The 26065-nt window shown below is 37.1% G+C and carries 32 protein-coding genes; all 32 read left to right on the top strand.

All coding sequences use genetic code 11. From position 1 onward, the window contains the following. Positions 1-14: 14 nt before the first annotated feature. Complete coding sequence (gene gspE, locus D7D81_RS14415) at positions 15-1691, top strand: type II secretion system ATPase GspE (RefSeq protein ID WP_125990759.1); 1677 nt, start codon at positions 15-17, stop codon at positions 1689-1691. A 22-nt stretch (positions 1692-1713) separates the two neighbouring features. Next, entirely contained in the window at positions 1714-2784 is a 1071-nt protein-coding gene (locus D7D81_RS14410; protein WP_125992226.1) for a type IV pilus twitching motility protein PilT, read from the top strand. A 25-nt stretch (positions 2785-2809) separates the two neighbouring features. After that, entirely contained in the window at positions 2810-4021 is a 1212-nt protein-coding gene (locus D7D81_RS14405; protein WP_125990758.1) for a type II secretion system F family protein, read from the top strand. Positions 4022-4159: 138 nt separating this feature from the next. Further along, a complete protein-coding gene (locus D7D81_RS14400) occupies positions 4160-4555 on the top strand; it encodes a type II secretion system protein (protein WP_125990757.1) in 396 nt (131 codons plus the stop codon). 107 nt (positions 4556-4662) lie between these two features. Further along, positions 4663-5412: a prepilin peptidase gene (locus D7D81_RS14395; RefSeq protein WP_286169751.1), complete on the top strand. Its 750-nt coding sequence runs from the start codon at positions 4663-4665 to the stop codon at positions 5410-5412. A 23-nt stretch (positions 5413-5435) separates the two neighbouring features. Next, positions 5436-5855 carry a pilus assembly FimT family protein gene (locus tag D7D81_RS14390; RefSeq protein WP_125990756.1) on the top strand — a complete coding sequence of 140 codons (420 nt, stop codon included), beginning with the start codon at positions 5436-5438 and terminating at the stop codon, positions 5853-5855. A 16-nt stretch (positions 5856-5871) separates the two neighbouring features. Beyond that, positions 5872-6291 (top strand): prepilin-type N-terminal cleavage/methylation domain-containing protein, encoded by a 420-nt coding sequence (locus D7D81_RS14385; RefSeq protein WP_125990755.1) that lies wholly within the window; start codon positions 5872-5874, stop codon positions 6289-6291. Then, positions 6288-6827, top strand: coding sequence for a type II secretion system protein (locus D7D81_RS14380; RefSeq protein WP_164522271.1), 540 nt, complete (start codon positions 6288-6290; stop codon positions 6825-6827). Before D7D81_RS14385 ends, D7D81_RS14380 begins: the two co-directional genes overlap by 4 nt. 16 nt (positions 6828-6843) lie before the next feature. Further along, on the top strand, positions 6844-7977 hold the full coding sequence (locus tag D7D81_RS14375) for a pilus assembly PilX N-terminal domain-containing protein (RefSeq protein WP_125990753.1): 1134 nt from the start codon (positions 6844-6846) through the stop codon (positions 7975-7977). A gap of 27 nt (positions 7978-8004) precedes the next feature. Then, positions 8005-9066, top strand: a complete 1062-nt coding sequence (gene pilM / locus D7D81_RS14370; RefSeq protein ID WP_125990752.1) for a type IV pilus assembly protein PilM — start codon at positions 8005-8007, stop codon at positions 9064-9066. Beyond that, positions 9063-9602, top strand: a complete 540-nt coding sequence (locus D7D81_RS14365) for a PilN domain-containing protein (protein WP_125990751.1) — start codon at positions 9063-9065, stop codon at positions 9600-9602. The genes pilM and D7D81_RS14365 overlap by 4 nt, the downstream gene beginning before the upstream one ends. Then, entirely contained in the window at positions 9580-10116 is a 537-nt protein-coding gene (locus D7D81_RS14360) for a type IV pilus inner membrane component PilO (RefSeq protein ID WP_125990750.1), read from the top strand. Before D7D81_RS14365 ends, D7D81_RS14360 begins: the two co-directional genes overlap by 23 nt. Beyond that, entirely contained in the window at positions 10113-10670 is a 558-nt protein-coding gene (locus D7D81_RS14355) for a hypothetical protein (RefSeq protein ID WP_125990749.1), read from the top strand. Before D7D81_RS14360 ends, D7D81_RS14355 begins: the two co-directional genes overlap by 4 nt. Next, positions 10657-12504 (top strand): secretin GspD/PilQ domain-containing protein, encoded by a 1848-nt coding sequence (locus tag D7D81_RS14350; protein WP_125990748.1) that lies wholly within the window; start codon positions 10657-10659, stop codon positions 12502-12504. Before D7D81_RS14355 ends, D7D81_RS14350 begins: the two co-directional genes overlap by 14 nt. Before the next feature lie 132 nt (positions 12505-12636). Further along, the gene (aroC, locus tag D7D81_RS14345; RefSeq protein ID WP_164522270.1) at positions 12637-13836 is read left to right on the top strand and encodes a chorismate synthase; all 1200 of its coding nucleotides are present in this window, start codon (positions 12637-12639) and stop codon (positions 13834-13836) included. 18 nt (positions 13837-13854) lie between these two features. After that, a complete protein-coding gene (locus D7D81_RS14340) occupies positions 13855-14367 on the top strand; it encodes a shikimate kinase (protein WP_125990747.1) in 513 nt (170 codons plus the stop codon). Next, complete coding sequence (gene aroB / locus D7D81_RS14335; RefSeq protein ID WP_125990746.1) at positions 14357-15454, top strand: 3-dehydroquinate synthase; 1098 nt, start codon at positions 14357-14359, stop codon at positions 15452-15454. The genes D7D81_RS14340 and aroB overlap by 11 nt, the downstream gene beginning before the upstream one ends. Further along, positions 15448-15894, top strand: a complete 447-nt coding sequence (aroQ, locus tag D7D81_RS14330; RefSeq protein ID WP_125990745.1) for a type II 3-dehydroquinate dehydratase — start codon at positions 15448-15450, stop codon at positions 15892-15894. Before aroB ends, aroQ begins: the two co-directional genes overlap by 7 nt. After that, positions 15894-16961: a M24 family metallopeptidase gene (locus tag D7D81_RS14325; RefSeq protein WP_125990744.1), complete on the top strand. Its 1068-nt coding sequence runs from the start codon at positions 15894-15896 to the stop codon at positions 16959-16961. Before aroQ ends, D7D81_RS14325 begins: the two co-directional genes overlap by 1 nt. 103 nt (positions 16962-17064) lie before the next feature. Beyond that, on the top strand, positions 17065-17628 hold the full coding sequence (gene efp / locus D7D81_RS14320) for an elongation factor P (RefSeq protein WP_125990743.1): 564 nt from the start codon (positions 17065-17067) through the stop codon (positions 17626-17628). Between the two features lie 401 nt (positions 17629-18029). Continuing rightward, on the top strand, positions 18030-19031 hold the full coding sequence (gene spoIIIAA, locus D7D81_RS14315; protein WP_164522269.1) for a stage III sporulation protein AA: 1002 nt from the start codon (positions 18030-18032) through the stop codon (positions 19029-19031). Next, positions 18985-19506: a stage III sporulation protein AB gene (gene spoIIIAB, locus D7D81_RS14310; protein WP_164522268.1), complete on the top strand. Its 522-nt coding sequence runs from the start codon at positions 18985-18987 to the stop codon at positions 19504-19506. The genes spoIIIAA and spoIIIAB overlap by 47 nt, the downstream gene beginning before the upstream one ends. A 16-nt stretch (positions 19507-19522) precedes the next feature. Then, positions 19523-19717: a stage III sporulation protein AC gene (gene spoIIIAC / locus D7D81_RS14305; protein ID WP_125990740.1), complete on the top strand. Its 195-nt coding sequence runs from the start codon at positions 19523-19525 to the stop codon at positions 19715-19717. Positions 19718-19727: 10 nt separating this feature from the next. Then, complete coding sequence (gene spoIIIAD / locus D7D81_RS14300; protein WP_125990739.1) at positions 19728-20117, top strand: stage III sporulation protein AD; 390 nt, start codon at positions 19728-19730, stop codon at positions 20115-20117. A gap of 16 nt (positions 20118-20133) precedes the next feature. Beyond that, on the top strand, positions 20134-21312 hold the full coding sequence (gene spoIIIAE, locus D7D81_RS14295; RefSeq protein ID WP_125990738.1) for a stage III sporulation protein AE: 1179 nt from the start codon (positions 20134-20136) through the stop codon (positions 21310-21312). A 4-nt stretch (positions 21313-21316) separates the two neighbouring features. Beyond that, positions 21317-21913: a stage III sporulation protein AF gene (gene spoIIIAF, locus D7D81_RS14290; protein WP_125990737.1), complete on the top strand. Its 597-nt coding sequence runs from the start codon at positions 21317-21319 to the stop codon at positions 21911-21913. Positions 21914-21917: 4 nt separating this feature from the next. Next, positions 21918-22508, top strand: a complete 591-nt coding sequence (gene spoIIIAG, locus D7D81_RS14285) for a stage III sporulation protein AG (protein WP_125990736.1) — start codon at positions 21918-21920, stop codon at positions 22506-22508. Positions 22509-22512: 4 nt separating this feature from the next. Continuing rightward, a complete protein-coding gene (locus tag D7D81_RS14280) occupies positions 22513-23082 on the top strand; it encodes a SpoIIIAH-like family protein (protein WP_286169745.1) in 570 nt (189 codons plus the stop codon). A gap of 184 nt (positions 23083-23266) precedes the next feature. After that, positions 23267-23713 carry an acetyl-CoA carboxylase biotin carboxyl carrier protein gene (gene accB, locus D7D81_RS14275; protein WP_125990735.1) on the top strand — a complete coding sequence of 149 codons (447 nt, stop codon included), beginning with the start codon at positions 23267-23269 and terminating at the stop codon, positions 23711-23713. A gap of 17 nt (positions 23714-23730) precedes the next feature. Beyond that, positions 23731-25080 carry an acetyl-CoA carboxylase biotin carboxylase subunit gene (gene accC, locus D7D81_RS14270; RefSeq protein WP_125990734.1) on the top strand — a complete coding sequence of 450 codons (1350 nt, stop codon included), beginning with the start codon at positions 23731-23733 and terminating at the stop codon, positions 25078-25080. Between the two features lie 15 nt (positions 25081-25095). After that, positions 25096-25476 carry an Asp23/Gls24 family envelope stress response protein gene (locus D7D81_RS14265; RefSeq protein ID WP_125990733.1) on the top strand — a complete coding sequence of 127 codons (381 nt, stop codon included), beginning with the start codon at positions 25096-25098 and terminating at the stop codon, positions 25474-25476. An 83-nt stretch (positions 25477-25559) separates the two neighbouring features. Beyond that, a complete protein-coding gene (amaP, locus tag D7D81_RS14260) occupies positions 25560-26054 on the top strand; it encodes an alkaline shock response membrane anchor protein AmaP (protein ID WP_164522267.1) in 495 nt (164 codons plus the stop codon). Positions 26055-26065 lie beyond the last annotated feature (11 nt).

The following is a 26065-nucleotide window of genomic DNA, read 5'->3' as shown; positions in this document are numbered from 1 at the left end:
TCAGGGTGGGTCGAATGAAAAATAAGGGACGTTTAAAATTAGGTGAATTACTTGTTAATTTTAACTTTGTGACAGAAAAACAACTGCAGGAGGCTATGAAGGTCCAGCAGGAAACAGGTAAGAGGCTGGGACAGATACTGATTGACTTAAATTACTTAAAGGAAAAAGACCTGATTCAGGTTCTGGAGTTTCAGCTGGGTATACCTCATGTTGACCTGTCAAATTATATAATTAATCCCCGTTTGGCTCATTATATACCAGAGAATATTGCCCGCCGTCATAATGCTATACCACTTGAGGTGAGGAAGAATAAATTAAGGGTGGCTATGAGTGATCCCACTGACCTAGTAGCTATTGATGATCTTGAATTGACTTCTGGTATGAGGGTGGAAAGCTGTATTGCTGCTGCAAAGTTAATTAAGAAGGCCATTAATACAATCTATTCGATGGATAAGGGGGATACTGCTGAGATTTTTGATAGTCTTGACAGCTATCAGGACAAGCAGGAACCAGAACTTGATCAGTTAAAAGAGATGGTAGAAGATGCCCCTATTGTCAAACTGAGTAACTTGATAATCACCCAGGCTCTTCAGATGAGGGCCAGTGATATCCATATTGAGCCTCAGGAACAGGAGGTAAGGGTTCGCTATCGGATTGATGGTGTTTTAAGGGAAGAGATGACCCCCCCTAAATATACTCAGGCTGCTTTAATTTCCCGGTTTAAGATTATTGCCGACCTGGATATAACCAGAAGGAGGATACCACAGGACGGTAGGATAACTATGAATGTTAAAGGGGTTAAGCTGGATATGAGGGTTTCCACCCTGCCCACTGTATTTGGGGAAAAACTGGTTATTCGCTTATTAAATAAAGATGATTCATTGCTTGATATTAATAAGCTGGGTTTTAGTGATAATAATTATTCCTGTTTTAAAGCCTTAATTGAGCAGCCCCACGGTATTTTACTTGTTACAGGACCAACTGGTAGTGGTAAATCCACCACACTATTTGCAGCTTTAAATTATTTAAACTCGGTAACTAAAAATATTGTGACAGTTGAGGACCCTGTTGAATACCAGATCAAGGGGATTAATCAGATACAGGCTGATCCCAGAACAGGCCTGACCTTTGCCAGTACTTTAAGGTCAATTCTGAGACAGGACCCTGATATTATTATGATTGGGGAAATCAGGGATAAAGAGACAGCCCAGATAGCTGTCAGGGCTGCCTTGACCGGTCACCTGGTTTTAAGTACCCTACATACCAATGATGCAGTAAGCTCGATTACTCGATTAATAGATATGGGTATCCCCCCTTATTTAGTCTCCTCAACCCTTATTGGGGTGGTAGCACAGAGGTTATTGAGGAGACTTTGCAGTTCCTGTAAAGAGAAAAAATTCCTTTTGGAAGAGGAAAAAGAAATACTAGGGATTGAAGAACTTGATGCTGCTGTTTATCAGGCTCGGCACTGTGATAAGTGTAGTTCTACTGGTTACCGGGGAAGACTGGCTGTCCATGAAGTTTTAGTAGTTGATGATAAGCTAAAGAAAATGCTTAGCAGGGGTATCATGGAGGATGAGCTTAAAAAGTATGCTGTTTCCCGCGGTATGACAACACTCCATCAGGATGGAGTGATCAAGGTAAAACAGGGTCTTACATCAATTGATGAACTAATGCGGGTAATAATCTAAGGGGTGGGTGAATATTATGGACCTGGATATAATAGGATTATTAAAGAGTGTTGTTGAAGATGCTAATATCTCTGATCTCCATTTAACGGTAAATTCCCAGGCTGTTGTCAGGACTACCGGGGTATTAAGGGCTTATGAACAATATTCTCATAAATTTACTTTTGCTGACCTGATTGAGATATGTCGGTATTTGATGGATGAGGATCAGTGGAAGGCCTTTCAGGAACAAGGGGAACTTGATTTTTCTTATAGTGTTCCCGGTTTTTCCCGTTTCAGGGTAAATGCCTATCGCCAGAGGGGGGCTGTCAGTCTGGCCCTGCGAATTATTCCGACAGAGATACCGACAATTGATGACCTGGGGCTGCCGGAAATACTCAAAAAAATGGCGGTTCAGCGCAGAGGCTTGGTCTTATGTACTGGGCCAACCGGTAGTGGTAAATCAACTACCCTGGCCTCAATGATCAATGAGATTAATCAAGAGAGGAAATGTCATATCCTGACCCTGGAGGACCCGATTGAATACCTCCATCAACATAATAATTCAATTGTCCATCAAAGGGAGGTAGGGATTGATACCAGATCATTTGCTGCAGGACTGCGGGCTGCCCTGCGTCAGGACCCGGATGTAATATTGGTAGGTGAGATGCGTGACCTGGAGACTATTTCTATTGCTCTGGAATCTGCTGAGACCGGTCATCTGGTGCTGGCTACTCTCCATACAACTGATGCCCCCAAGACTGTTGATAGAATTATTGATGTTTTTCCAGCTCATCAACAACAGCAGGTTCGAATCCAGTTATCTTCTGTACTTAACGGGATTATTGCTCAACAGCTTTTGCCCCGGGCAGATATGGAGGGAATGGTGGCCGGGCTGGAGGTGTTAATTGGTACTCCAGCTGTACGCAATATTATTCGCGAGGGTAAAAGTTCACAACTGGAATCAATTATGCAGACAGGTGCCAAATACGGTATGATAGTGATGAATAATTACCTGATATCACTTTACGAAAAGGGATTGATCAGTATGGAAACTGCAGTCAGGCGTTCTACTAATCCTGAATATATCAAAAAGGGCATCACCAGGCTTGGCTAAGTAACGAATAAAGGGGGGGAAGTTTATGTCTCCACTCTATGAATATGAGGCTGTTAATCATAGTGGTAATAAGATCAGTGGGACTATTGAGGTTGAAGCTGCTGATCTCGCAGCTAAACAACTGAAGGAAAAGGGGTATTATCCTACTGCTATTAATGAAAAAAAAGAGAAAAAGAAACTTGCTGATTACCTGACAGTGAATAAAAGGGTTAAAACTAAAGATTTGACCATTTTCAGCCAGCAGTTTGCTGCCATGATCGATGCCGGGATCAGTCTGGTTGATTGTCTAAATATCCTTTACCAGGAAACTGAACACTCACGGTTAAAGGAAGTTATTCGTGGTATGCAGGAGGATATAGAAACCGGGATGAGTCTTTCAGAAACAATGATGAAATACCCGGCTGTTTTCCCCACACTCTACTGTCAATTAATTAAGGCTGGTGAAACCGGTGGTGTGCTGGATAAAATACTTAATCAACTGGTTAATCATTATGAGAGACAGGATGAAATAAACCGTAAGATAAAGTCAGCCCTCTATTATCCCTTTACTATATTAATTGTAGCCATATTAGTTGTTATTTTTCTACTGGTCAGGATAGTACCTATGTTTGTCACTATGTTTGCCGGGTTTGGGGCTGAATTACCCTGGCCTACCAGAATTTTACTGGGACTAAGTGCTTTTGTCCAGGCTTACTGGTGGTTTTTGTTGATTATTATGGTATTACTTATTTTAATATTATATAAATATCTTAAAACAGCCGAAGGGAAACATCGGCTGGATAGGTTTATTCTTAAGATTCCAGTGCTTGGTAAGATGATAAAAAAGATTATTATCTCACGTTTTGCCAGTACCCTGGCGGTTCTACTGGGGAGTGGTATTGACCTACTGGCTTCATTAGCTGTTGTAGAAGAAGTGCTTAATAACAAGGTCTATGCTGATCTTTTACTTGAAGCACGGGGACAGATCAGGGAAGGTGTCAATCTATCCCATCTCTTGGCTGAAGCAGCTGAATTCCCGGGAATGGTTGTTCAGATGGTCAGGATTGGTGAGGAATCGGGTTCACTGGAAAAGATGCTGCAGAAGATCAATATTTTCTATGAACAGGAGGTAGAGAGTAGTATTGATGCCTCTATTTCCCTGATAGAACCAATGATGATAGTTCTGCTGGCCCTGGTAGTAGGTTTTATAGTAATATCTATTGTGATGCCGATGTTTGATATGTATCAATATTTTTAGGAGCCAGGATGTCAGAGGTCAGAGATAGGAAAATAATTTGTTGGGTCTAAAGCAGAAGTAAAAGGGGGTGAAAATTGGTAATATTATAAAAAAGGGAATATTTTATAAAAATTTATTTAATAAGGGGTGTTTGAAATTATGAAGAGATTTAGACAGGTTTTCAGGAGTGAAAGGGGTTTTACTTTAATTGAGTTATTGGTTGTCATTGCGGTTTTGGGTATATTAGCTACTATTGCAGTGCCTAGAATTACTGGTGTAAGAGAAGAGGCTACAGAAGCAGCTGCTAGGGCTAATCTTAGAACTATACAAACGGCTTTAGAAATCTGGTTTACGAATAATAATTCGTATCCAACAGCCTGGAATACAAAAGATGAAGATGATAATGCCTTTAGTACTTATGTTAGTGTTGATACCTCAGATTATACTTTCACTGAGTCAAGTACTAGTTCATCTTATGAAATAACAGTTGATTATAATGATGATAATGCAGTTGATTTGACTTTAACACCTAGTGGTATAACTCCCATAGATTAAATATAGGTTGTTAAGAGATGAATGTGTAGAGTAGGAGGAGGAATATTAAATTGTATTTTTCTTCCTGCTTTACCAATTAAATTATAAATTGTAATAAGGGATTTGATATGATGATAATAGATTTATTAATAGTTATGATAGGCCTTACTTTTGGTAGTTTCCTCAATGTAATTATCTGGCGTCTGCCCCGTCAGGAATCAATAATTACCCCGGGTTCCCACTGTTTAGAATGTGGTGAAGATTTAAAAATAAGGGACCTTATCCCGGTATTTAGTTTTTTTCTGACCAGGGGTAAGTGCAGGTATTGTGGTAAGGCTATCAGCTGGCAGTATCCTGTAGTTGAAGTTTTAACGGCTTTTTTGCTTACTATTTTATATCATAACTATGGTCTTAATATATCCTTTATAATCTACAGCATCTTAATCTGTATACTAATTGTCTGTTCATTAATTGATTTACAATACAAGATTATTCCCAATAAACTAACTTACCCGGCGTTAATTGCTGCCCTTATCTCATCCATATTTTTGAATCATATTTCTTTGATGGGTTCATTAACAGGTATTTTAGTTCCCGGAGGATTGTTTTTATTGCTAGCCTTGCTCTATGGTAAAGGCCTTGGTATGGGAGATGTTAAACTGGTTGCTGTTATTGGTGCCGTTATAGGCTGGCAATTTACCTTAATAGGTATTTTTCTGGCTTCCTTAATTGGTTCGATTACTGGCCTGATATTAATGATTGCCGGGATAATGGATAGAAAGACCAGGATACCATTTGCCCCTTTTATTGGTCTTGGTACCATTATTAGTCTGTTTTATGGAGAAGAATTGTTTTCTATTTTAATGAGTCTTTATTAATCATAAGAAAGGGATGAGTTGTGATGTTTTGTGGTGAAGGGGGTTTTTCGCTGCTTGAGCTCTTACTTGTGATTGCTATACTAAGTCTCAGTATTTCTTTTATTTTTCCCGCTGTTAATTTTAATTCATTGGAAATGAAAAATTATAGAGAGATTATTTACTCGACATTAAGAAAGGTGCGACAGACTGCAATTATTGAATCAGAGGATTATCTGGTGGAACTATTATCCAGCAAGAAATTAGCTGTAAAAAAAGATGGTGAGAGTTTTTATAATAAGGTTATTGAAGTAGGCAATAGATTTACAATTAGCTGTAGTCGTAATGATAATCAGCTTAGATTTAAACCACTGGGGACTGCTGACGGGGGAACCCTTATATTATCAGATGGTGTTAATAGTCTTAAAGTAGTTGTTACAGGGACTGGTTTTATTCATAAAGAATAACTAGAGGGTGGGTAATATGCTTGGTTTAAAGCGAGATACTGGTTTTACACTAATTGAGGTTTTATTGACTATAGTGATTATAGCTGTTGTTTTTATCTCTATATCGGGATATTTTACCAATAGCGTAATTTTTACCCACCAGACAGGAAAACGTGCTCAGGCTGTAAAGATTGCAGCAGATACAATGGAAAATATAAAACTGGCCTGTATCAATGATTGGGATACCTTGAACCTCAGCTATTATAGTGAAATAGATAACTTGATTGATAGTGATTACAGTCTTAAGGCTGATGATTTTAAGATTAATTCCCGGATAACTGGCAATATTGATATTGATGGTGATGGTAATAATGATGGACGGTTAATTACTGTTGCTATTAGCTGGGATGGCTCCAATAAAGAAATAGAATTGAAGTCACTGGTGGTGAAAAAGTGAGGGTTATAAAAAACAATTCCGAGAGTGCTTTTACACTCATTGAGGTTCTGCTGGCAGTGTCTATAATTGCTTTATTAACTACTGTTATTTATAGTGCTTTTTTGAGCAGTACTGTAGTCCTTGATTTTAATCGAGAAAAACTGAATATCCAGCAGGATCATAGGATTATTGTCGACAGAATAGCCCCATATATACGAATGGCAAAAACAGTTACTATTAATAACAGTTATAATTCTAACCAGGATAAAGTCAGGTTTACCTTTTCAACAATTGAGGCAGGTAGTGGGGATTATAATGGCATTGGTTTTGGTATCAAAAATGATGGAGAATTATATTATAGAAAAAAAATTGCAGACAGTGAGGGTAATTTTAACTGGGGTAACCGGATTACTTTTATTAGTAGCAAGGCAAATAAATTTGAGCTAAGCAAAAATAATAAGATGATTACTATTACAGTAGAGCTTGAGGAAAAGGATGGAGAGAGTTATACCTTTGTCGAGGAGTTCTACCGCAGAATAACTGACAATAATGGTTAAAAAGGAGGGACAGTTGATGGGGAAGCAGGGTGGTTCTGTGCTGGTTTTAAGTATGGTCTTAATGCTGACTTTGGTTGTGTTAGCTGTTGGAATGGCAGTTACCATTAATAATGAGATACATATCTCCAGGTATGAAGAAAATATGCTTCAGGCAGATTACTATGCTGAGTCAGCTGTTGAATATGCCAGTTATCTGCTTGCTGATGATAGTAAATGGAATGATGATGAATTGATCGATGAAGAAAAGGCTAAAATAGAGAATTTATTGAATGGTTTAGAAATAGAAGAATTATCGAAAGAGATAGTTGGTAGTGATTATCAATTAATTATATCTGGAAGGTATAATAAGGTTAATAGTAAATTAGTAGTTATTTATAAATTAGTTTCAGATTTATTTGATTTTAAGATGTTTAAATTTCCAATAGCTGCTGGGAATATAATTAATTCGAATGGAAGTGGTATTAAAGTAGAAGGTCAGGTTGCTGCAAATAAACATATTAATGGAAATATATATGATTATGATGGTAATCCTAAAGACGTGGATGATATTCATGCAAATTTAGGTGATGGAGATGAAGAATTAAAAACAGATGTACTTATAGATTATTTTACAGAGGCCAAAGAAAAAGCTGATTATGTTATTGAATCTTTTGATACATATCAGGATGAAAATGGAAATTACATTTTATATATTGACCATGAGGGGAAATATGTATTAGATATAGATAGTAAAGTTGTTGTTGTTAAAGGGAATATTACTCTAAATAGTAGAGATTTATATATCAAAGGTAGTGGTGTTTTAATAGTTAGTGGAAATTTAAATTGTAATAATAATTATAAGATATATGCCAATTATGAAAATGGCAGTTATACCCATGACTATGCTATATCTTATTTTGAAAAAAATCTTAATCCTAAATATGGACGATATAAAGGGTTACTTGTAGGTGAAGATAATTTGAATATAAATTCTAGCTCAATTAATGATTTTGAATTGATTGGGAGTGCTTTTGCTAAAAACAATGCAAATGCTGAGGGTACTTTTATTTATGATAATGCTTATATTAATGTGCTTAATAATATTGCAACCAGTAAAAATTTTACAAGCGTTAATGTTATTAGAACAATTAGTGATTGGCAGGAATTCTAAAAATTAAAAACTGTGAGGTGATAAAAATTGCTGTTTAAAAAGAGGTTTACTACAGTAGATATAGGAACAGATAGTATTAAGGCAGCCAGGTTTATTAATGATTCTGATTTGATGCTGGAGGGTATTTCCTTAAAGAAACTGCCATATGAAAGTATTAAAGATGGGCGGATTATTGATGAGGCTGTTGTGGCAGCTAGATTGGCAGAACTGTTAGAGGAGCTTAATGGTAAAAGGGATGAGCTAGTTACTACTACACCAGTCAATAACCTTATCATCAGAAAGATAGAGCTCCCTGTTATGGATGCTGATGAACTGGCAGAGGCCTTAAAATGGGAGGCAGCTGATTACCTGCCCTACCCTGTAGAAAATGCTGTCCTTCATTACAAAATCATCTCACAGGAAAGGGATAAGCTGGGGATTTTACTGCTTGCTGTTAAGAGTGATATTATAGCCAGTATTAAAAGTGTTTTTAGAAGGATAAACTTAACTCCCTCTGTTATAAACATACAACCCATGGCCCTGCTCTCCCTGCTGGATTTTCAAAATAAGCTGGATGACTCTACAGCAGCTGTGATTGATATCGGTGCCTCAGGGACCAGAATTATTATTGGCAGTAGTAAGAATATCTTTCTTTCCAGGGTGATAGCTGTTGGTGGTAATGATTTCAGCAGCACACTTATGGAGGGAAAGAATCTGGGATATAATGAGGCAGAGAGATTTAAAGGAGAAAATGGTATCCATTTGAGAGGGGAAAAAGACCTTGAGTTGGAACTCCTTATTTCTCAGGCAGCCAGTTCAGGGTCAGAAGCTCATTTTCTTTTTTCAGCAGCTAATAATCTGGCTGAGGAAATCAAGCGTAGTCTGGACTATTATCAAATGGAATATAGAGAAGATGTGAACGAGGTTTTTTTGACTGGTGGTAGTTCCAGATTAAAGAATCTCCCGGAGTTAATAACAGAGACTATAGGGAGAGATCTCTATCCATTAAATCCTTTTGAGGGAATAAAGTATAAGGGGGAAAAGGATTCCAAATTAGAGGAATTTGCTGTAACAGTGGGGCTTGCTGCAAGTGAGGTGTTAGCTAGATGAGGGTAAACCTACTTGAGGAAAAAAAGCAAAGTAGTGCTATAAATTGGGGTGAAACAATATTTATTATCTCTTTGTTAATATTTATAACTGCCCTTGGATTAAACTACTATTTCCTATATACCGGGCAAAAGAGCTTAAAAGCTGAGGTGAATAGACTGGATAGGCAGTTGTCTAAATTAAGTATCAGCTTAAATGAATACCACAGTCTGGAAAAGCGAGTTAAAGAACTGGAAGAAATAGAAGCAAAGATGGCAGCATTAAGGTATATCTGGAATGATATTATCAGGGAACAGGGTTATCTTATTCCCCAGAAGACTATGCTGGAGACAATGGAGATAGAGGGTGATATCCTGCAGCTCTTCGGTCGGGCAGAGAATAATTTGCGGGTATTAGAGTTGATCAATAATATGAAGTTATCTCCCTTTTTCAAAGGGGTTAAATTACTTAATTTGAGAGAGAATAATGATGTTGAATTTAGAATACAGGGTTTAGTTAATAGAGAGGGTGATCAGCGTGCTGAGCAGTTTAAGCCGTAGGGAACGGGTAATGCTAATATTCCTGATATTTTTTGCCCTTGGGGCAGGCTATTATTTCTATATTTACCAGCCCTTAGAGGAAAATATAGCTAATCTAAGCCAGTTAAAAATAAATAAGGAGTTACAAATTAATAAAACAACCGCCACCCTTAGAAAACTACCTGTTCTACAGGATAGGTATGATCAATTGCAATACATTGAGGAAGAGCTTAATAAAAACAAAATTAATTCAGCAGATGAAATGCTGGCAGTGCTGGAAGGGGAAGCTGGCAAGTCTGGTATTAAGATTAGCTCCTTCATCCCTGAAGAAGATGAAAAAGAGACTGAGATAAGCATTCTACTTAAGGGTAATTACAATCAGCTTATCAAATTCCTTGAAGGGATAGAAAAACTTAATGGACAGGCTGAGTTTAGTAATATGAGAATAGCCAGGATTGCTGAAAACAATCTTTTAGAGGCATTTGGAATCATTATCTATCATGATGATTTACTGACTGGTGGTGACAAACCATGAAAAAACCATATTTGATTGTTATCATAGTCGTCACCGTTTTTCTCCTGTCTGTCGGGGTATATTATTTTGCTTTCTATAGATACAAGGAACCAGCAGTTGTCGAGCATAAAGCGGTTGGCCAGCCTGTCGAAGGGTTTGTTACAGAGGGTTCTGCACTTAAAAAAAATTCTGCAGCCCAGGGTAATATGGCAGCAAAGCCATTGATAGAAGATAAAGAGCTAAGTAATGATGAAAAACCAGTGATCAGGTATCTATACCGCAGTAATTTCCGTGACCCTTTTCAAAACTATGGGATTGACTCTGAAAAATCCAGTCCACAGCTCTCTCTTAAAGATATTAGGGAGATGATTTCTTTTGAATTAAAGGGTATTATTACTGGTCGGGATAAGAAGATTGCCATCATTGATACAGGTGATAGAACTAGACTTATTACAGTTAATGATACTGTTGATGAGTTTAGGGTTCTTAAAATAAGGGAAAGGGATTTGCTAATGAGCTATCAATGCTGGCAATTTACTATAGAGATGGGGAGTGAGACAGATGGGTATATCTAGAAAAAATCTTATAATATTAACTTTAATTTTGATATTATTAATTAGTTACGGTTCAGCCCTGTTAGCAGCCGGGGATAAAGATATTATTAATATGAATTTCAAAGGGGCTGATATCAGGGATGTCCTGCGGACTATTGCTAAGGTAGCAGATATTAATCTGCTGACAGATGGTAGTATACAAGGAGAGATAACAGTCAGCTTAAATGATATGACCTTTAAACAGGCAATAAAACTGATTACTCAGACCCAGGGGTTGGATTATGTCTGGGATAATAATACAGTAATTGTTGCTCCTCCAGAGAAAATAAGGGAATTATACCTTGAACGAAGTTTAGAAACAATTAAAATAAAATATGCTTCTTTAGAAGAAATTAAGGGAATCCTGGAAGAAATTTATCCGACTTTAGTGGTAGAAATAGATAGGAATAATAATAATCTGATTATAAAAGGTGTTGCTGAAGAGATCAGTGGTGTTAAAGAATTAATTAAAAATATGGATGTAAAAAAAGAGATAAGTATAAAAACAGTCCAGATTAAGCATATTGATCTTGGAATATTATTGACTAACATTGAAAACCTATATCCTGAAGTAAAGGCTGAAGAGACAATCAATAAACAGCTGATTATTCAAGGTGATGAAAAAGAAGTCGACCTGGTAATGGAGCTAATCAAGAAATTGGATATTCATCAGCAGGTAAAGACAGTTAGTCTTGAGATTAAGAACATTGGACTGAGTGAAATTAAAGAACAGTTAGAGGACTATGATAAGATAGTTTTTAATTTTGATGAAGGTAGTGGGGTTTTAGAGATTAGTGGGCAGGAAGAGTTAATTAATGGGGCTATCGAGCTAATCAAAAGCCTGGATATTGAGAGTAAAAATATCACAGAGTTTGCTGTTATTGATTATCTAGACCTTGAAGAGATATTAAACACGCTGAACAATTTATATCCTGATGTTAATATTCAGTCTAATAAAATAAGACAGGAACTGGTTTTCAAGGGTAAAGAAAGTGATATTGCTGAGCTGCTGAAACTCCTCGATAAATTGGATAAGCCCAGGAAACAGGTTATTATTGAAGCCAGGGTTGAAGAGGTATCAACAGACGGGCTTAGTGAAATGGGTTTTGATATAGATGAGAAATTAGCGAAAATCATAGTTAATGAAGATGATGATGGTAAAATACATGAAGTAAACATGTCATTTCCTGAATTTATTAAAATGCTGGAAACCAATGGACAGACTAATAATCTGGCAAATCCCAGGTTAATGACCCTCAGTGGTGAAAAAGCGGAATTGCTTATTGGTGATAAAATAGCTATAATTGATGATGACAGCGATGACGATGATGACGATGATGACGATGATAGTATAGAATACATTGAAGCTGGTATTAATTTAATATTTACCCCCTGGGTTACCAAAGATAATAAAATAACTTTAGAAGTAAATCCAGAGGTTAGTAGTGTTAGTACGAATGCCAATGGAGATTATAAAGTAGATACTAGAGAGGCTCATACTAAAATAAGATTGGAAGATGGAGAGACCTTTGCTATTGGAGGTCTTATCAAGGAGGATGAAATGGAGACCTTATCAAAGGTTCCTTATCTGGGAGATATACCAATACTTGGGTCTTTGTTTCGCAATAAGCAAATGGAGAATATCAAGACAGAATTGATCATATTTATTACCCCCCATATTGTAAAGGAAGATGATAAACTGCAAGCTGACTCTGTTCCTGAGGAGCAAGTAAAAGCATCTGAGAGGGAATTTATTGGTCTGACTGATGAGGAGTTAAAAGATATTTTGAGTGATAAAACTAAAAATGGTGAATAGATCTAAGCCCTCCTGAGCTAGGGGGGCTTTTAATTTCTTCAAAAAGAGCAGGATATATTGTTTTTATGTAGAAATTAATTTACTAAGAATGGTATAATAAACTGAATAATAATTGATGAGGTGAGTAGAGCTATGTTGACATTTAAGACAGCTGGTGAATCACATGGTAAAGGTGTTATGGCGATAGTTGATGGTTTGCCAGCTGGGGTTAAGGTGGATTTTGCCAGGATAAATGAGAAACTGGCCCGGCGGCAACAGGGTTACGGCCGCGGTGGCAGGATGAAGATAGAAACTGACAGGGTTGAGGTGTTTAGTGGTCTAAGACATGGTAAAACAATAGGGAGTCCGGTTGGTCTCTTGATTCATAATAAGGACTGGGAGAACTGGCAGGGTGTAATGTCTGTTGATAAAGATACTAATCCGACAGAAAAAGAAGTGGTAATCAAAAAGGACGGCAGGATCAGAAAGATTGATAAAGAAGTAACCCGCCCCCGTCCTGGACATGCTGATCTGGCAGGTGTTTTAAAGTATCAGCAGGATGATATTAGAAATATACTGGAGAGGGCTAGTGCCAGGGAAACAGCGGCTCGGACAGCGGTTGGGGGTCTGCTTGATAATTTCCTGCATTATTTTGACATTGAGATTATCAGTCATGTAATACAGCTAGGTGAGATAGAGAGCTGCTCTCCTGAGGTAGGTTTAGCAGAATTAAAGGCTGGGATCAGGGATTCTGAACTGGCCTGTTATGATCAAGACAAAGAACGGGAGATGAAAGAATATATAGATAGAATAAAAGAAAAAGGGGACAGTCTGGGAGGGGTTGTAGAACTTAGAACATCACCCCTGCCTGTTGGCCTGGGGAGTCATGTTCAGTGGGATCGCCGTCTGGATGGGGAACTGGCTCAGGCGATATTGAGTATTCCCGCAGTTAAAGGGGTTGAGATCGGTCCGGCTTTTGAAAATTCTTCCCGGACAGGTCATGATGTACATGACGAGATATTTTATCAGCCAGATAAAGGGTATTACAGAAAGACCAACAGGGCTGGTGGTCTGGAAGGCGGTATAACAAATGGTGAACCCCTGATAATTAGAATGGCGATGAAGCCAATACCAACCCTTTATAGGCCCTTACGTTCTGTGGATATTAAGACCAAAGAACCTTTTACAGCCAGTATTGAGAGGTCAGATGTTACGGCTCTACCTGCTGCGGGTGTTGTAGGAGAAGCCATGCTTGCTTTTATACTGGCCAGGGCTATGCTAGTAAAGTTTGGTGGAGATAGCATCAGGGAAACTATCAATAATTATCGCGGATATCTTGGGATGATGGATTAATCAGGGGGTAAAATTAAGTTGAGAATTTCGTTAGTAGGTTTTATGGCTACAGGCAAGAGTAAAGTAGGTAGTTTATTAGCAGTTGAGTTGGGTTATCAGTTTTTTGATACCGATGAATTAATAGAGAGGAAGACAGGTCTTAGTATCCCGGAAATTTTTCAAAGAAAGGGTGAAGAATATTTCCGCAGGGTTGAGACTGAGAGCCTGGCAGGGATACTTAAAGGGGATAGAATTGTTATTTCAACAGGGGGTGGGCTAGTTATTTCTGGATTCAACAGGGAATTACTGCTCTCCAGAACAGTTTCCTTTCTATTGACTGCCCCAGCTGAGGAGATTTATCAGAGGGTTAGGGTGGATAATAACCGTCCATTACTCAGGGTATCAGACCCCCTGGCTGAGATTAGGAATTTGCTATCACGGCGGGCAGAATATTATAATGTCTTTACTAATAAAATTGACACAATGGGGAAAAGCCCAGCAGAAATAGTGGAAGAAATACTTGATTTGATAGGAGAGATTAATGATGAGTAGACAGGAACTTAAGGTACATATTAGTGAAACCAAGTGTTCTTATCCTATTATTATTGCAAACAATATATCATCCCAAATAGGCAGCTTAATTAGTGACTGTTATAGAGGGAATAAGGTACTACTCCTTTCGGATGCTAATGTCAGTGGATTATATGGTGCTAGTATTGTTTCGTCTCTGGAAAAGGCTGGTTATCAGGTTCTGGAATATATTATTCCCGCTGGTGAAAAATCCAAGTCTTACCATTCCTTGAGAAAGGGTTATGACCTTTTAGTTGATAATAATTTTAACAGAGATAATCTGATAATTGCTCTGGGGGGTGGAGTTGTTGGAGACCTGGCTGGTTTTCTGGCGGCCACTTTTATGAGAGGTATTCCCTTTGTACAGCTGCCGACAAGTCTGTTAGCTCAGGTGGATAGTAGTGTAGGCGGAAAGACGGCTATTAACCATCCAGCAGGCAAGAATATGATTGGGGCTTTTTATCAACCAGAGATGGTATTAATTGATCCTGTTTTTTTAAAGACCCTGGTTCCCAGGGAATTTAAAACCGGTATGGCAGAGATAATAAAACACGGTTTGATTGCTGATCAGGGCCTGGCAGATTATCTGTTTGAAAGGTCAAAAAATGTTTTTAAACTGGAGAAAGATGAACTTAGCCATATTATTTACCGTTCATGTCAGATTAAGGCAGCTATTGTCATGGAGGATGAGAAAGAAAAAGGGAAGAGGGCTCTGTTAAATTACGGACATACTATTGGTCATGCTCTGGAAGCGGTAACAGCTTATAAGAAGTATAACCATGGTGAAGCAGTTGCTATAGGTATGCTGGGGGCTGCTCGTCTAGCAAATTCTTTGGGATTGTTGGAAAAGTCTGACCTGGAATTCACTGAGGAATTAATCAGGCTTTACGATTTACCGCTTGGCCATCAAGAAGACCCGGAGGCTATCTTTACAGCACTTTTCCGGGATAAAAAGGTTAAGAATGATAGCTTAAGGTGGGTACTTATTGATAGGATTGGGAATGCTTTTATTAGAGAAGGGATAGACCATAGCTTGATTAAGAGGATATTGGAGGGGTTATTGTGTTAAAGATTGCGGTAATACATGGTCCTAATTTAAATATGCTGGGGACCCGTGAACCTGAGGTATATGGGATGGAGAGTATTCAGCAGGTTAATGATATGATAAATAAGAGGGCAGGTTTTTTAAATGTTGAGGTAAGAATCTATCAGAGTAATCATGAAGGAGAGATAGTAGATTTTATACATGAGGGATATAATGATTATAAGGGTATTGTTATAAACCCCGGGGGGTTAACCCATTATAGTATTGTTCTAAGAGATGCCCTGGCTGCTGTTAAATTACCTGTAGTTGAAGTACATATTAGTAATATTTATCAGCGGGAGGAGTTTAGGCACAACTCTGTAATTGCTCCCATAGCAGTAGGACAGATCTCTGGTCTGGGACCTGATGGGTATATCTATGCTCTTGAGGCAGTGGTCAATATAATAAAGAAAGGTAGTTTTTAATGGCTAAAAGAATAAAACAGCTAAGAAGATTGCTCAAGGAATCAGGGATAGAATCTCTAATCATTGATGGAGCGGAGAACCGTTTTTATTTGAGTGGGTTTACCGGTACAGCCGGGAGAATTCTTTTTACACCTGATCATAATTATTTTATAACCGATTTTCGTTATGTTGAACAGGCCGAAAAACAGCTTGAGGGATATGAAATTATTAAGATAAATAAGGATTTAGAAAAGAAATTGTCGAAGATTTTGCACAGAGAGGGTGTAAGTAAACTATGCTTTGAAGCAGAGGCAGTTAATTATAAACAGTATGAGAAATATAAAAAAGCTCTAACTGGAATCCAATTAGAAGCTGTGACTGGGTTAATTAGTAAACTAAGAATTAAAAAAGACAGGGAAGAAATATCCCTAATAAAAACGGCTGCTGCTGTTACAGACCTGGCCTTTACCCATATTCTTGATTTTATTAAACCCGGCTGTACTGAAAGAGAAATCGCACTGGAGCTGGAGTTTTTTATGAAAAAACAGGGGGCAGAGAGAAATGCCTTTGATTTTATTGTAGCCTCTGGTAAAAGGTCTTCTTTACCCCATGGTGTGGCCAGTGATAAGGTAATAAGAGATGGGGATTTTATTACTATGGATTTCGGTTGTTTTTATAATGGCTATTGTTCTGATATGACCCGGACTATAGTTGTTGGAAAGCCTACTAAAAAACAGAGGGATATCTATGATATTGTCTTAAAGGCCCAGCAAGAGGTGAAAAAAAGGGTTAAAGCAGGTATGCTCTGTAAGGATGTTGACGCGATTGCCCGGGACATTATTACAGATAAAGGCTATGGAAGTAGGTTTGGTCATGGTCTTGGTCATGGAATAGGTGTTGAGGTACATGAAGAACCAAGGGTTTCTTATACCAGTGATACAGTTTTGGAAGATGGGATGGTAATCACTGATGAACCTGGTATCTATATACCGGAATGGGGTGGGGTCAGGATTGAGGATGACCTATTAATTACAGAAGATGGTTGTGAAGTGTTAAATGATTCTCCTCGTGAGTTGATAAGTTTATAATATAGTTAATTTGTTATGTTTTAATAGAAATGTTATAATATAATGGGTTTTTTTAATAAAATGTTTAAATAAAATTATACAGGAATTTTAAGGAGGACATTGTATGGCCGTAATTTCAACAAATGATTTTCATAATGGATTGACTATTGAACTGGATGGGACTGTTTATCAGGTAGTAGACTTTCAGCATTCCAAGACCGGTAGGGGTGGGGCTTTTGTAAGGTCAAAGCTTAAGAATGTTGAAGATGGTGGTGTTATTGAGAAGACCTTTCGTGCTAATGAAAAGGTCAATAGGGCCCATGTTGAACAGCGGGAAAAACAATATCTCTACCGTGATGGTGATGATTATATTTTTATGGATACTGAGACATATGAACAGATTGCTCTTAGTCAGGAGCAGCTGGGGGAAAAGATAGATTATCTTAAGGAGAATATGGTTCTGGAGATTTCGGTTTATGAAGGCCGTCCGATTGATATTAATTTACCAACCTTTGTGGAACTGGCTGTAGCTAAAACTCAACCCGGTATAAAGGGTAATACTGTTTCTGGTGGTTCTAAACCTGCTACCTTAGAGAGTGGTGCTGTGGTACAGGTTCCCTTGTTTATTAGTGAAGGAGATATTGTCAAGGTAGATACAAGGACAGGGGAATATATGGAAAGGGTATAATTTATAAATAAAATTGAATATTTACTGTTAAAAGAGATAAGGAGTTTTATCCCTCCTTATCTCTTTTTTTATTGGAGGTGAATTTATTTCCTGATAGAAGGACGCTGGGTATCAAGTAAGCCCAGGACTATGTGGGCTGCACCAAACCCCAGAATCCCGGCTCCCCACAAGGAGGGAAGTAAACTCCACCCTAAAGCTGTAACTGCTACACCTATCCCGGCAGTAATATAACTGGTGGTTTTGGCTTTATTATCTATTTTGCAACACCTCCATTTTTATCATTTCATATAGTAAGAAGAATTATACAGCATAAATAAATTCTATTTTTAAAGTAAATCCATGCATATTTTTGGCTGCTGGCAATATTTATTAAATAGGACAAACTTTAGGGAGTGAGGCTGTTGTCGGAAAATCTTCTTGACTATTTACCAGAAAGGACCGCTTTGTTGATTGGAGGTTTAAGCGAATGGAGAGATAAGAAGCTGGTTGAAATAAGATTAAGAGTAAATCAGGCTATTCAGCTTATCGGCAGTAATATAGATTTTTTTATTGATCTCAATGGAAAAAGATTGAAAAATAGTGATAGATTTTATGGATTAAACAGGGAAGAGATGGAAAAGGCTTTTTTATTATTGTCACATAATTCCATATACGCCCTTGAGAGGCAGCTGCTGGAGGGCTTTATTACTATACCTGGCGGCCACCGGGTGGGTTTTACAGGTCAAGTTGTTGTGGAAAATGCTAGGATTAAAACTATTAAAAATATAAATAGTTTAAATTATCGGATATGTAGGGAATTTACCGGGGCAGCTGAGGATATAGTTACTTATCTATATGATAGAGAAAGGGACCTGGTCTTAAATACCCTTATTGTTTCACCTCCACTCTGTGGAAAAACAACTCTATTACGTGATTTAATTCGTATTTTCAGTCAAGGAATGTTAGATAAGGGTATAAAGGGAAAGAAAGTCGGATTAGTTGATGAAAGATCAGAAATAGCCGGGGCATATAAAGGAGTGCCACAGAATAATATAGGAAGTAGGACAGACTTATTAGATAATTGTCCTAAGGCAGAAGGAATGATGTTATTAATACGTTCGATGTCCCCTGAGGTAATTGCTGTAGATGAAATAGGTAGGGATGAGGATATTAATGCTATACAGGAGGCCCTTTATGCTGGTGTTAGTCTTATTACAACTATACACGGCAGGGATTTTACAGATATAAAAAGACGGCCGGGGATAGCAGATTTAATTGATAAAGGGCTCTTTGAGAGATTTATATTTCTTAGTAATAGGGCTGGGATTGGAACAATAGAGGCGGTCAGGGATAGAAATGGGAGGGAGGTTTCTTGTTTTGTTGATAAAATTAACTGGGGCAGTAATGATCTTAGTATCGGGTAGTTTTATCGGCTGGATTATAGGCAGCTCATATCAAAAAAGGGTTAAAGAACTGGAAGAATTAGAGATGGGTATAAATATTTTTAATACAGAGATTAGCTATAAACAGTCTTTTATGGCAGAGGCGTTAATGGGAACAGCTGCCACCTTTAAAAGCCCACTGGCCAATCTATTTAGGGAGACAGCATATGAATTAGAAAAGGGTAATAATAAGGTTTTTTATGAGATATGGCATGAAAGATTGTTGATTAATTACAGAAATAATAGTCTTCTGGAAGAAGATATTGAAATTCTTGATAGCTGGGGACGCCAGCTCGGCAGCTCCAGTCTTGATAATCAGAACAATATCAATCAGTTAATATTAAAGAGGCTCAGACAGCAAAAAATACAGGCAGAAAAAGAGGCTGCTAAGAAGGTTAAATTAGTACGATATGCAGGTGTTTTAATAAGTTTAATGATAATTATTTTATTCTATTGATAAGGGGTGTTAATTAATGGATGTAAATTTGATATTTAAAATTGCTGGTATTGGAATTTTTATTTCTATAATAAATATTGTCCTAAAACAGGCTGATAAAGAAGAGCAGGCCCAGATGATAACCCTGGTAAGTGTGATTATTGTTATGACAGTAGTAATACAGTTGATAAGTCAGTTATTTAATGATGTAAGAACGGTTTTCAGGTTCTAGGTGATTTCTTATGACAATTATACAGGTAGTAGGTGTTACAATTCTGGCTACTATATTAATTATAGTTATTAAACAGATTAAACCTGAAATGGCTTTTATACTTAGTCTATTAACCGGCATAATAATCTTAATTATAATTATAGACCAGGTTGCTGTGGTAATTGATTTGCTTAATCAACTTGCCAGGAAATCTGGTATTGATTTAATGTATTTTAATACTATTGTAAAAATAATAGGTATTGCTTATATAGGGCAGTTTGGGGCTGAGATTACAAAAGACAGTGGTGAAACTGCCTTAGCCAGCAAAATAGAAATAGCGGCCAAGATATTAATTATGATTATGGCTGTACCAATTATGCTTTCCTTGATAGAAACCATTCTTGAGATTATTCCTTTATAGTGAGAGGAAGTAAAAAATGAATATAGTAAGGATATTATTGGTAATTATATCTTGTTTATTATTATTTACGCTACCAAGCTATGCTGAAAATAGTCAGATGAATCAGGATGAGATTATTTTAAGACAGTTAAATAAACTGGATATAGATAAAGTTCAGCAGGAAGTTAATAAGATAAACAAAGGTGCAGGGCATTATTTGCCAGAGTTAAACTTGAAAACTATCCTGTTAAACCTGGTAAAAGGTAATCTTGAATTAGATTGGAGAGATTTATTAAAATTAATAATTAAATACCTTGGTAAAGAGGTAACAGCCAACTTGAGTATTATGGGGCAGATAATAATTCTGGCAGCTATAAGTGCTATTTTAAATATATTTCACGATTCTTTTTCCAGTACAATGATCAGTAATACATCAAATATGCTGATATTTATGATTCTGGCTGTAATGGTACTACAGTCTTTTCATATTGCTATAGACATAGGGATAGATGCAGTTGATAATATTGTATCATTTATGCAGGCTCTTTTACCTGTTTTACTGAGTTTGCTGGTTAGTATGGGTGCTTTTACCTCAGCAGTAGTCTTTAATCCCTTGACATATTTAATAATCTCTCTGCTGGGGACAATAGTAAAACTCATTGTTTTACCTATGATTTTTCTGTCAACGGTCCTATGTATTGTTACCAGATTAAATGATGAGTTCTCCCTATCAAGGTTAGCAGGTCTTTTTAAGGAAGCAAGTATGGGGCTGCTTGGTTTAATTTTGATAATATTTACAGGCGGCTTGCTTATTCAGGGTGGGGCGGCAGCGGTGACTGACAGTCTTTCTTTAAGGACAGCCAAATATCTGACAGGTACGTTTATACCTGTCATAGGTGGCATTTTTTCTGATGCCGTTGATTTGGTAGTAAGTTGTTCCTTAATTATAAAAAACGCCCTTAATCTATTTGGGATGATAGCTATTATAATGATAATTGCCTATCCAATTATAAAACTTATTGCCTTGATTATTATCTATAAATTAGCCAGTGCCCTTATTCAACCAATAGCCGATGCCAGGTTAGTAGATGTTTTAAATGATGTAGGTAATAGTCTTGTTTTTGTATTTTTAACAGTATCTGCAGTTTCATTAATGTTTTTTATAACCTTAACTGTAATTGTTGGGGCAGCCAACTTAACTGTAATGATGAGGTGAGTTTATGGAGGCAGTTATAAGATGGGTTAAGAACCTGGTTTTTATTATTCTTTTTACTACCCTGTTAGAGATGTTCCTACCTGGTAATAAAATGCGAAAATATGTCAGGGTAGTAATGGGGTTTTTTATTATCTCTATTTTTATTTCTCCCTTATCTGCTATTTTAAAGGGTGATATGACAGTAATGCAGGATATTATACCAGGGAAAATTATTAGCGGAAACTGGGAGGGGATAATTGAAAAGGGTGCTGAGATAGAATATGAGAATAAGACCTTAATCAAGGATTACTATGCTGAAAAAGTAAGGGGACGTGTTGAGGAGGTAATTGAACTTTATTATGATAGTGAGCAGTATAACAGGGATATCCAGGTGGATATTAATGATGAATATCAGCTTACTGGTATAACCGTATTTTTTCACAGGATAAGAGAGAATGTAAGAGAAATTGACCCTGTCGATATTAACAAAGATAGGAGTGGTTTAAAGGAAAAAAATGAGAATAATATAGGGATTGATAGTATAAAATTAAAAAATAATCTAAGTAAGGTTTTTCAATTGAATGAAAAGGAAATCAAAATAATTAAGGCAGGGGGGGATTAATATAATGGGGATCCTGGATGAACTTAAAAATATATTAAATAATGAGAACAAAGATAGCCATAATATTTTGAGGAATATTATAATTCTTGGGATGATAGGGATTCTATTATTATTATTTACAGGTCTTTTTACAAATGAGAATAAAACATCTCCACCGGTTTCTCATGGTTCAAAAAATAATGAAGTGAAGGTTTCATATGAGGAGAGGATAGCAGGAGAGATAGAGGAGATTATCTCACTGGTTAATGGTGTGGGTAAGGTAAGGGTAAAGGTTTATACTGATTCTGCCCTGGAGTATCAATATGAGTATAATGAAAGCAGAAGTAATAAAGTGACAGACGAAATAGACCAGAATGGTGGTGAAAGAAAGATCGATGAAGATAGATTTGAGAACGAATTAGTAATTATCAGGGATGCCAGTGGAGGTGAGAGCCCTGTAGTAAGGAAAAAGCAACAGCCTGCTATTTCAGGTATTCTTATTGTGGCTCAGGGGGCTGAAAACAGTAAAATTAAAATGAATATTATTACCGCAGTAAGGAGTTTATTAAATTTGCCGGTTCATAAGATAAGTGTTCTACCATATGGGAGGGGGTAAAAGTATGATGATAAGGAGGAAAATTGTCTGGTTGATGATTATGATGGTGTGGGTTGGGATGGTAACTTCAATTATTGTCTACCAAGGTGGTGATTATCTGGCAGTGGAAGAGACGGTATCAGAGAATATTGAGGTGATAGAGGAGTCTAAATCTCAGGGAGAGGGAAAGGTTGATGACATAAATTATACTAAGGCAAAAGATTCTCAGAATGAAGAGGATTTCTTTATAGAATATCGTCTTGAAAGAGATAAGGCCAGGAGTGAACAGATAAATATATTCAGAGAGATGATTAATAATCCAAATTCTGATGAAATAACCAAAAAAGAAGCACAGAAAAAGATGCTGGAATTGACCGATAAGATGGAAAAAGAGTTAGAGATAGAGAGTTTAATCAGGGCCAGGGGTTATAAAGAATCACTGGCGTATATTCATGAAGAAGCAGTTGATGTGATTGTACATACAAACGGACTTAATAAAAGTGATGTTGCTAAAATAGGTGATATTATTGTCAAGATAACCGGGTTCAATTTTGAGGATGTAACCATAATTGAAAAGAAAATCGAGACAGGATAATAGCCTTATTTATGAAAGACTGTTGGTAATATTGCCAACAGTTTTCTTTTTTAAAAAGGATTTTTAGGATTAATAGAGAATAAAAATATAAAGAAGCACTAAAAACTGCTTGTTTTTAAACCATTAATTGGATAAAATTAATAGACAGGTGGTAAAATATTGTTGTAAATAAGGGGGAAATACGATGAATCTGGACGAAATAAAGGCATTAATAGAATTAATTAAGGAGACAGATATCACAGAAATTAATGTGGAAGAAAAGGAAACTAAAATAAGTATAAAACGGGGTTTTCAGGCTAGTGAGGCAGAACAATTTATTGATATACAGCGGAAACCTTCTCAAATTGAAGATCAGGGAAATCAGGAGAAGGATGATATTGTTGATTCAAACAGAGAAGAAATTGTTGCTCCAATGGTAGGGACATTTTATAGGGCCCCTGCCCCTGATGTTGATCCCTTTGTAGCAAAAGGAGATATAGTCAATCCCGGTGATACACTATGTATTATCGAGGCTATGAAACTAATGAATGAAATAGAAGTAGAGACCAGGGGTAAGATTGTTGAGATATTAGTAGAAAATGGACAAGCAGTTGAATACGGAGAGCCCCTCTTCGTAATAGAGCCACTTTAAAGAGGGGGAGTAAATAGATGTTTAATAAGGTTTTAATTGCAAATAGAGGAGAAATTGCTGTTCGTATTATTCGTGCTCTAAAGGAATTATCAATACCTTCGGTAGCTGTTTATTCGGAGGTTGATAGAGATTCTTTACATGTTAAGCTGGCTGATGAGGCCTATTGTATTGGTCCAGCTAATTCTAACCAGAGTTACCTTAATATACCTGCTATTATGAGTGTAGCTGAGGTGACAGATGCTGATGCCATTCATCCAGGATATGGTTTTTTAGCAGAGAATGCCCATTTTGCTGAAGTATGTGAAAGTAGTGGGGTTAAGTTTATAGGGCCTTCTTCTGAGATAATAGCTTTGATGGGTGACAAAGTTAAGGCCAGAGAAACAATGATTAAGGCCGGGGTACCTGTTGTACCAGGTACTGAACATAGTCTTACAGATATTGAAAAAACCCTGGAACTTGCAGAAGAAATTGGTTATCCTGTTATTGTTAAAGCCGCTGCAGGTGGTGGTGGGAAAGGGATGCGTATTGCTCAGAATGCTAAGGATCTGAAAAAGGCTATTCAGACTGCTCAGAGAGAAGCTGAAGCTGCTTTTGGTAATGCAGAGGTATATATGGAGAAATATGTTGAGGAGCCCAGACATATTGAGTTTCAGATCCTGGCTGATGAACATGGCAATGTTATCCATCTGGGGGAAAGGGATTGTTCGATCCAACGCAGACATCAAAAAATAGTTGAGGAGTCACCCTCTCCTGCCCTGGAAGATGGGCTCAGGTATGAAATGGGCCAGAAGGCAGTAAAGGTTGCTAAAACAGTTTCATATGCCAATGCCGGTACAGTTGAATTTCTGCTTGATAAGGATAATAATTATTACTTTATAGAGATGAATACCAGGGTACAGGTTGAACACCCTGTTACTGAATATGTTACTGGAATTGATATAATTAAAGAACAGATCAGGATTGCTGCTGGTGAAAAACTGGCTTTTAATCAGGATGATATTAAACTTAAGGGTGTTGCTCTGGAATGTAGGATTAATGCAGAAGACCCGGAAAAAGGCTTTATTCCTTCACCAGGTAGATTGGAAGAATATATTATTCCTGGAGGTCCTGGAGTAAGAATTGATAGTGGTGTCTATCCTGGTTATTTTATTCCACCAAATTATGATTCAATGGTTGCTAAGTTAATTGTCTGGGGAGAGGATAGGGAAAAGGCTTTATCAAGGATGGAAAGGGCCTTAGATGAATTCTTTATTGATGGTATTAAGACAACAATACCCTACCATTTACGTATATTAAATAATGCTTACTTCAGGAAAGGTAATTATCATACTAATTTTATTCATCGAAGGCTTAATAACGAAAAATAAAAGGGGTGAGTTTTTATGGAAGATAAAGCTAATATAGGTTCAATTAAGATTGCTAATGAAGTTATAGCTATTATCGCCAGTCTGGCTGCAACTGAAGTTGATGGTGTAACAGGTATGAGTGGTGGTGTTGGTAGTGGAATTGCTGAGATGCTTGGGCATAAAAAGGGAGTCAAGGTTGAAGCCAGTGAGAGTGAATGTGTTGTAGAGTTAACAGTTATTATTGATTATGGTTATGCTATCCCTGATGTTGCTGAAGGTATTCAGGAAAATGTGAAAGATGCTATTGAAAGTATGACTGGTCTTGATGTTAAAGAGGTCAACATTCATGTTCAAGGGGTTCATTTTGCTAATGAGGATAACGAGCAAGAGAGTGTAGAAGAGACCGGGCTTAATTAGATAGATTCTTTTGCTTTATGGAATTTAATCCGGGAATGGGGGGAAAGGTAGTGAATCTTTTTTATCGATTTATCATATTTATTATGTCAATAATATTAATGCTTGTTTCTCTGCTTACTGCAATTTATGCTTTTGGTTTTGCTAGAGTTGGGTTGTTGCCCGATATAATTGAGTCTATGTATAAGCAATGGCAGGCAGGTATAGTCTTTTTACTGTTATTTATTGCTGGCGCCTGGATTATTTATCCTTTTTTTGTAAGAGAAGTTAAAACTACTCCAATTAGTAGATCAGACCTGGGGGAAGTTGATATTACAATTGAAGCCCTTGATAATTTAGTTAATTCAGTTGCGTTACAACAGGAAGGCATTGCAGAGATTAGCAATAAGATGTTAGTAAAGGATGAAGGATTATTTATTTTTTTACAAGGAAAGGTTTCGGCTGATACCCCTATCCCTGAATTAACAGCTGATTTACAAATGCTTGTTAAATCATATATTGAAGACACAACAGGTGTTAATGTTGCAGGTGTTAAGGTCCTTATTAAGGGTGTTAGTAATGATCAGGAATTAGTGAAATAGGGTGGTTTATA

This window comes from Halocella sp. SP3-1 (assembly GCF_003953885.1).
Classification (GTDB): Bacteria; Bacillota; Halanaerobiia; order Halanaerobiales; family DTU029; genus Iocasia; species Iocasia fonsfrigidae.
Note: the sequence above shows the minus strand (reverse complement) of the source record. Positions and strands in the feature narration are given on the sequence as shown.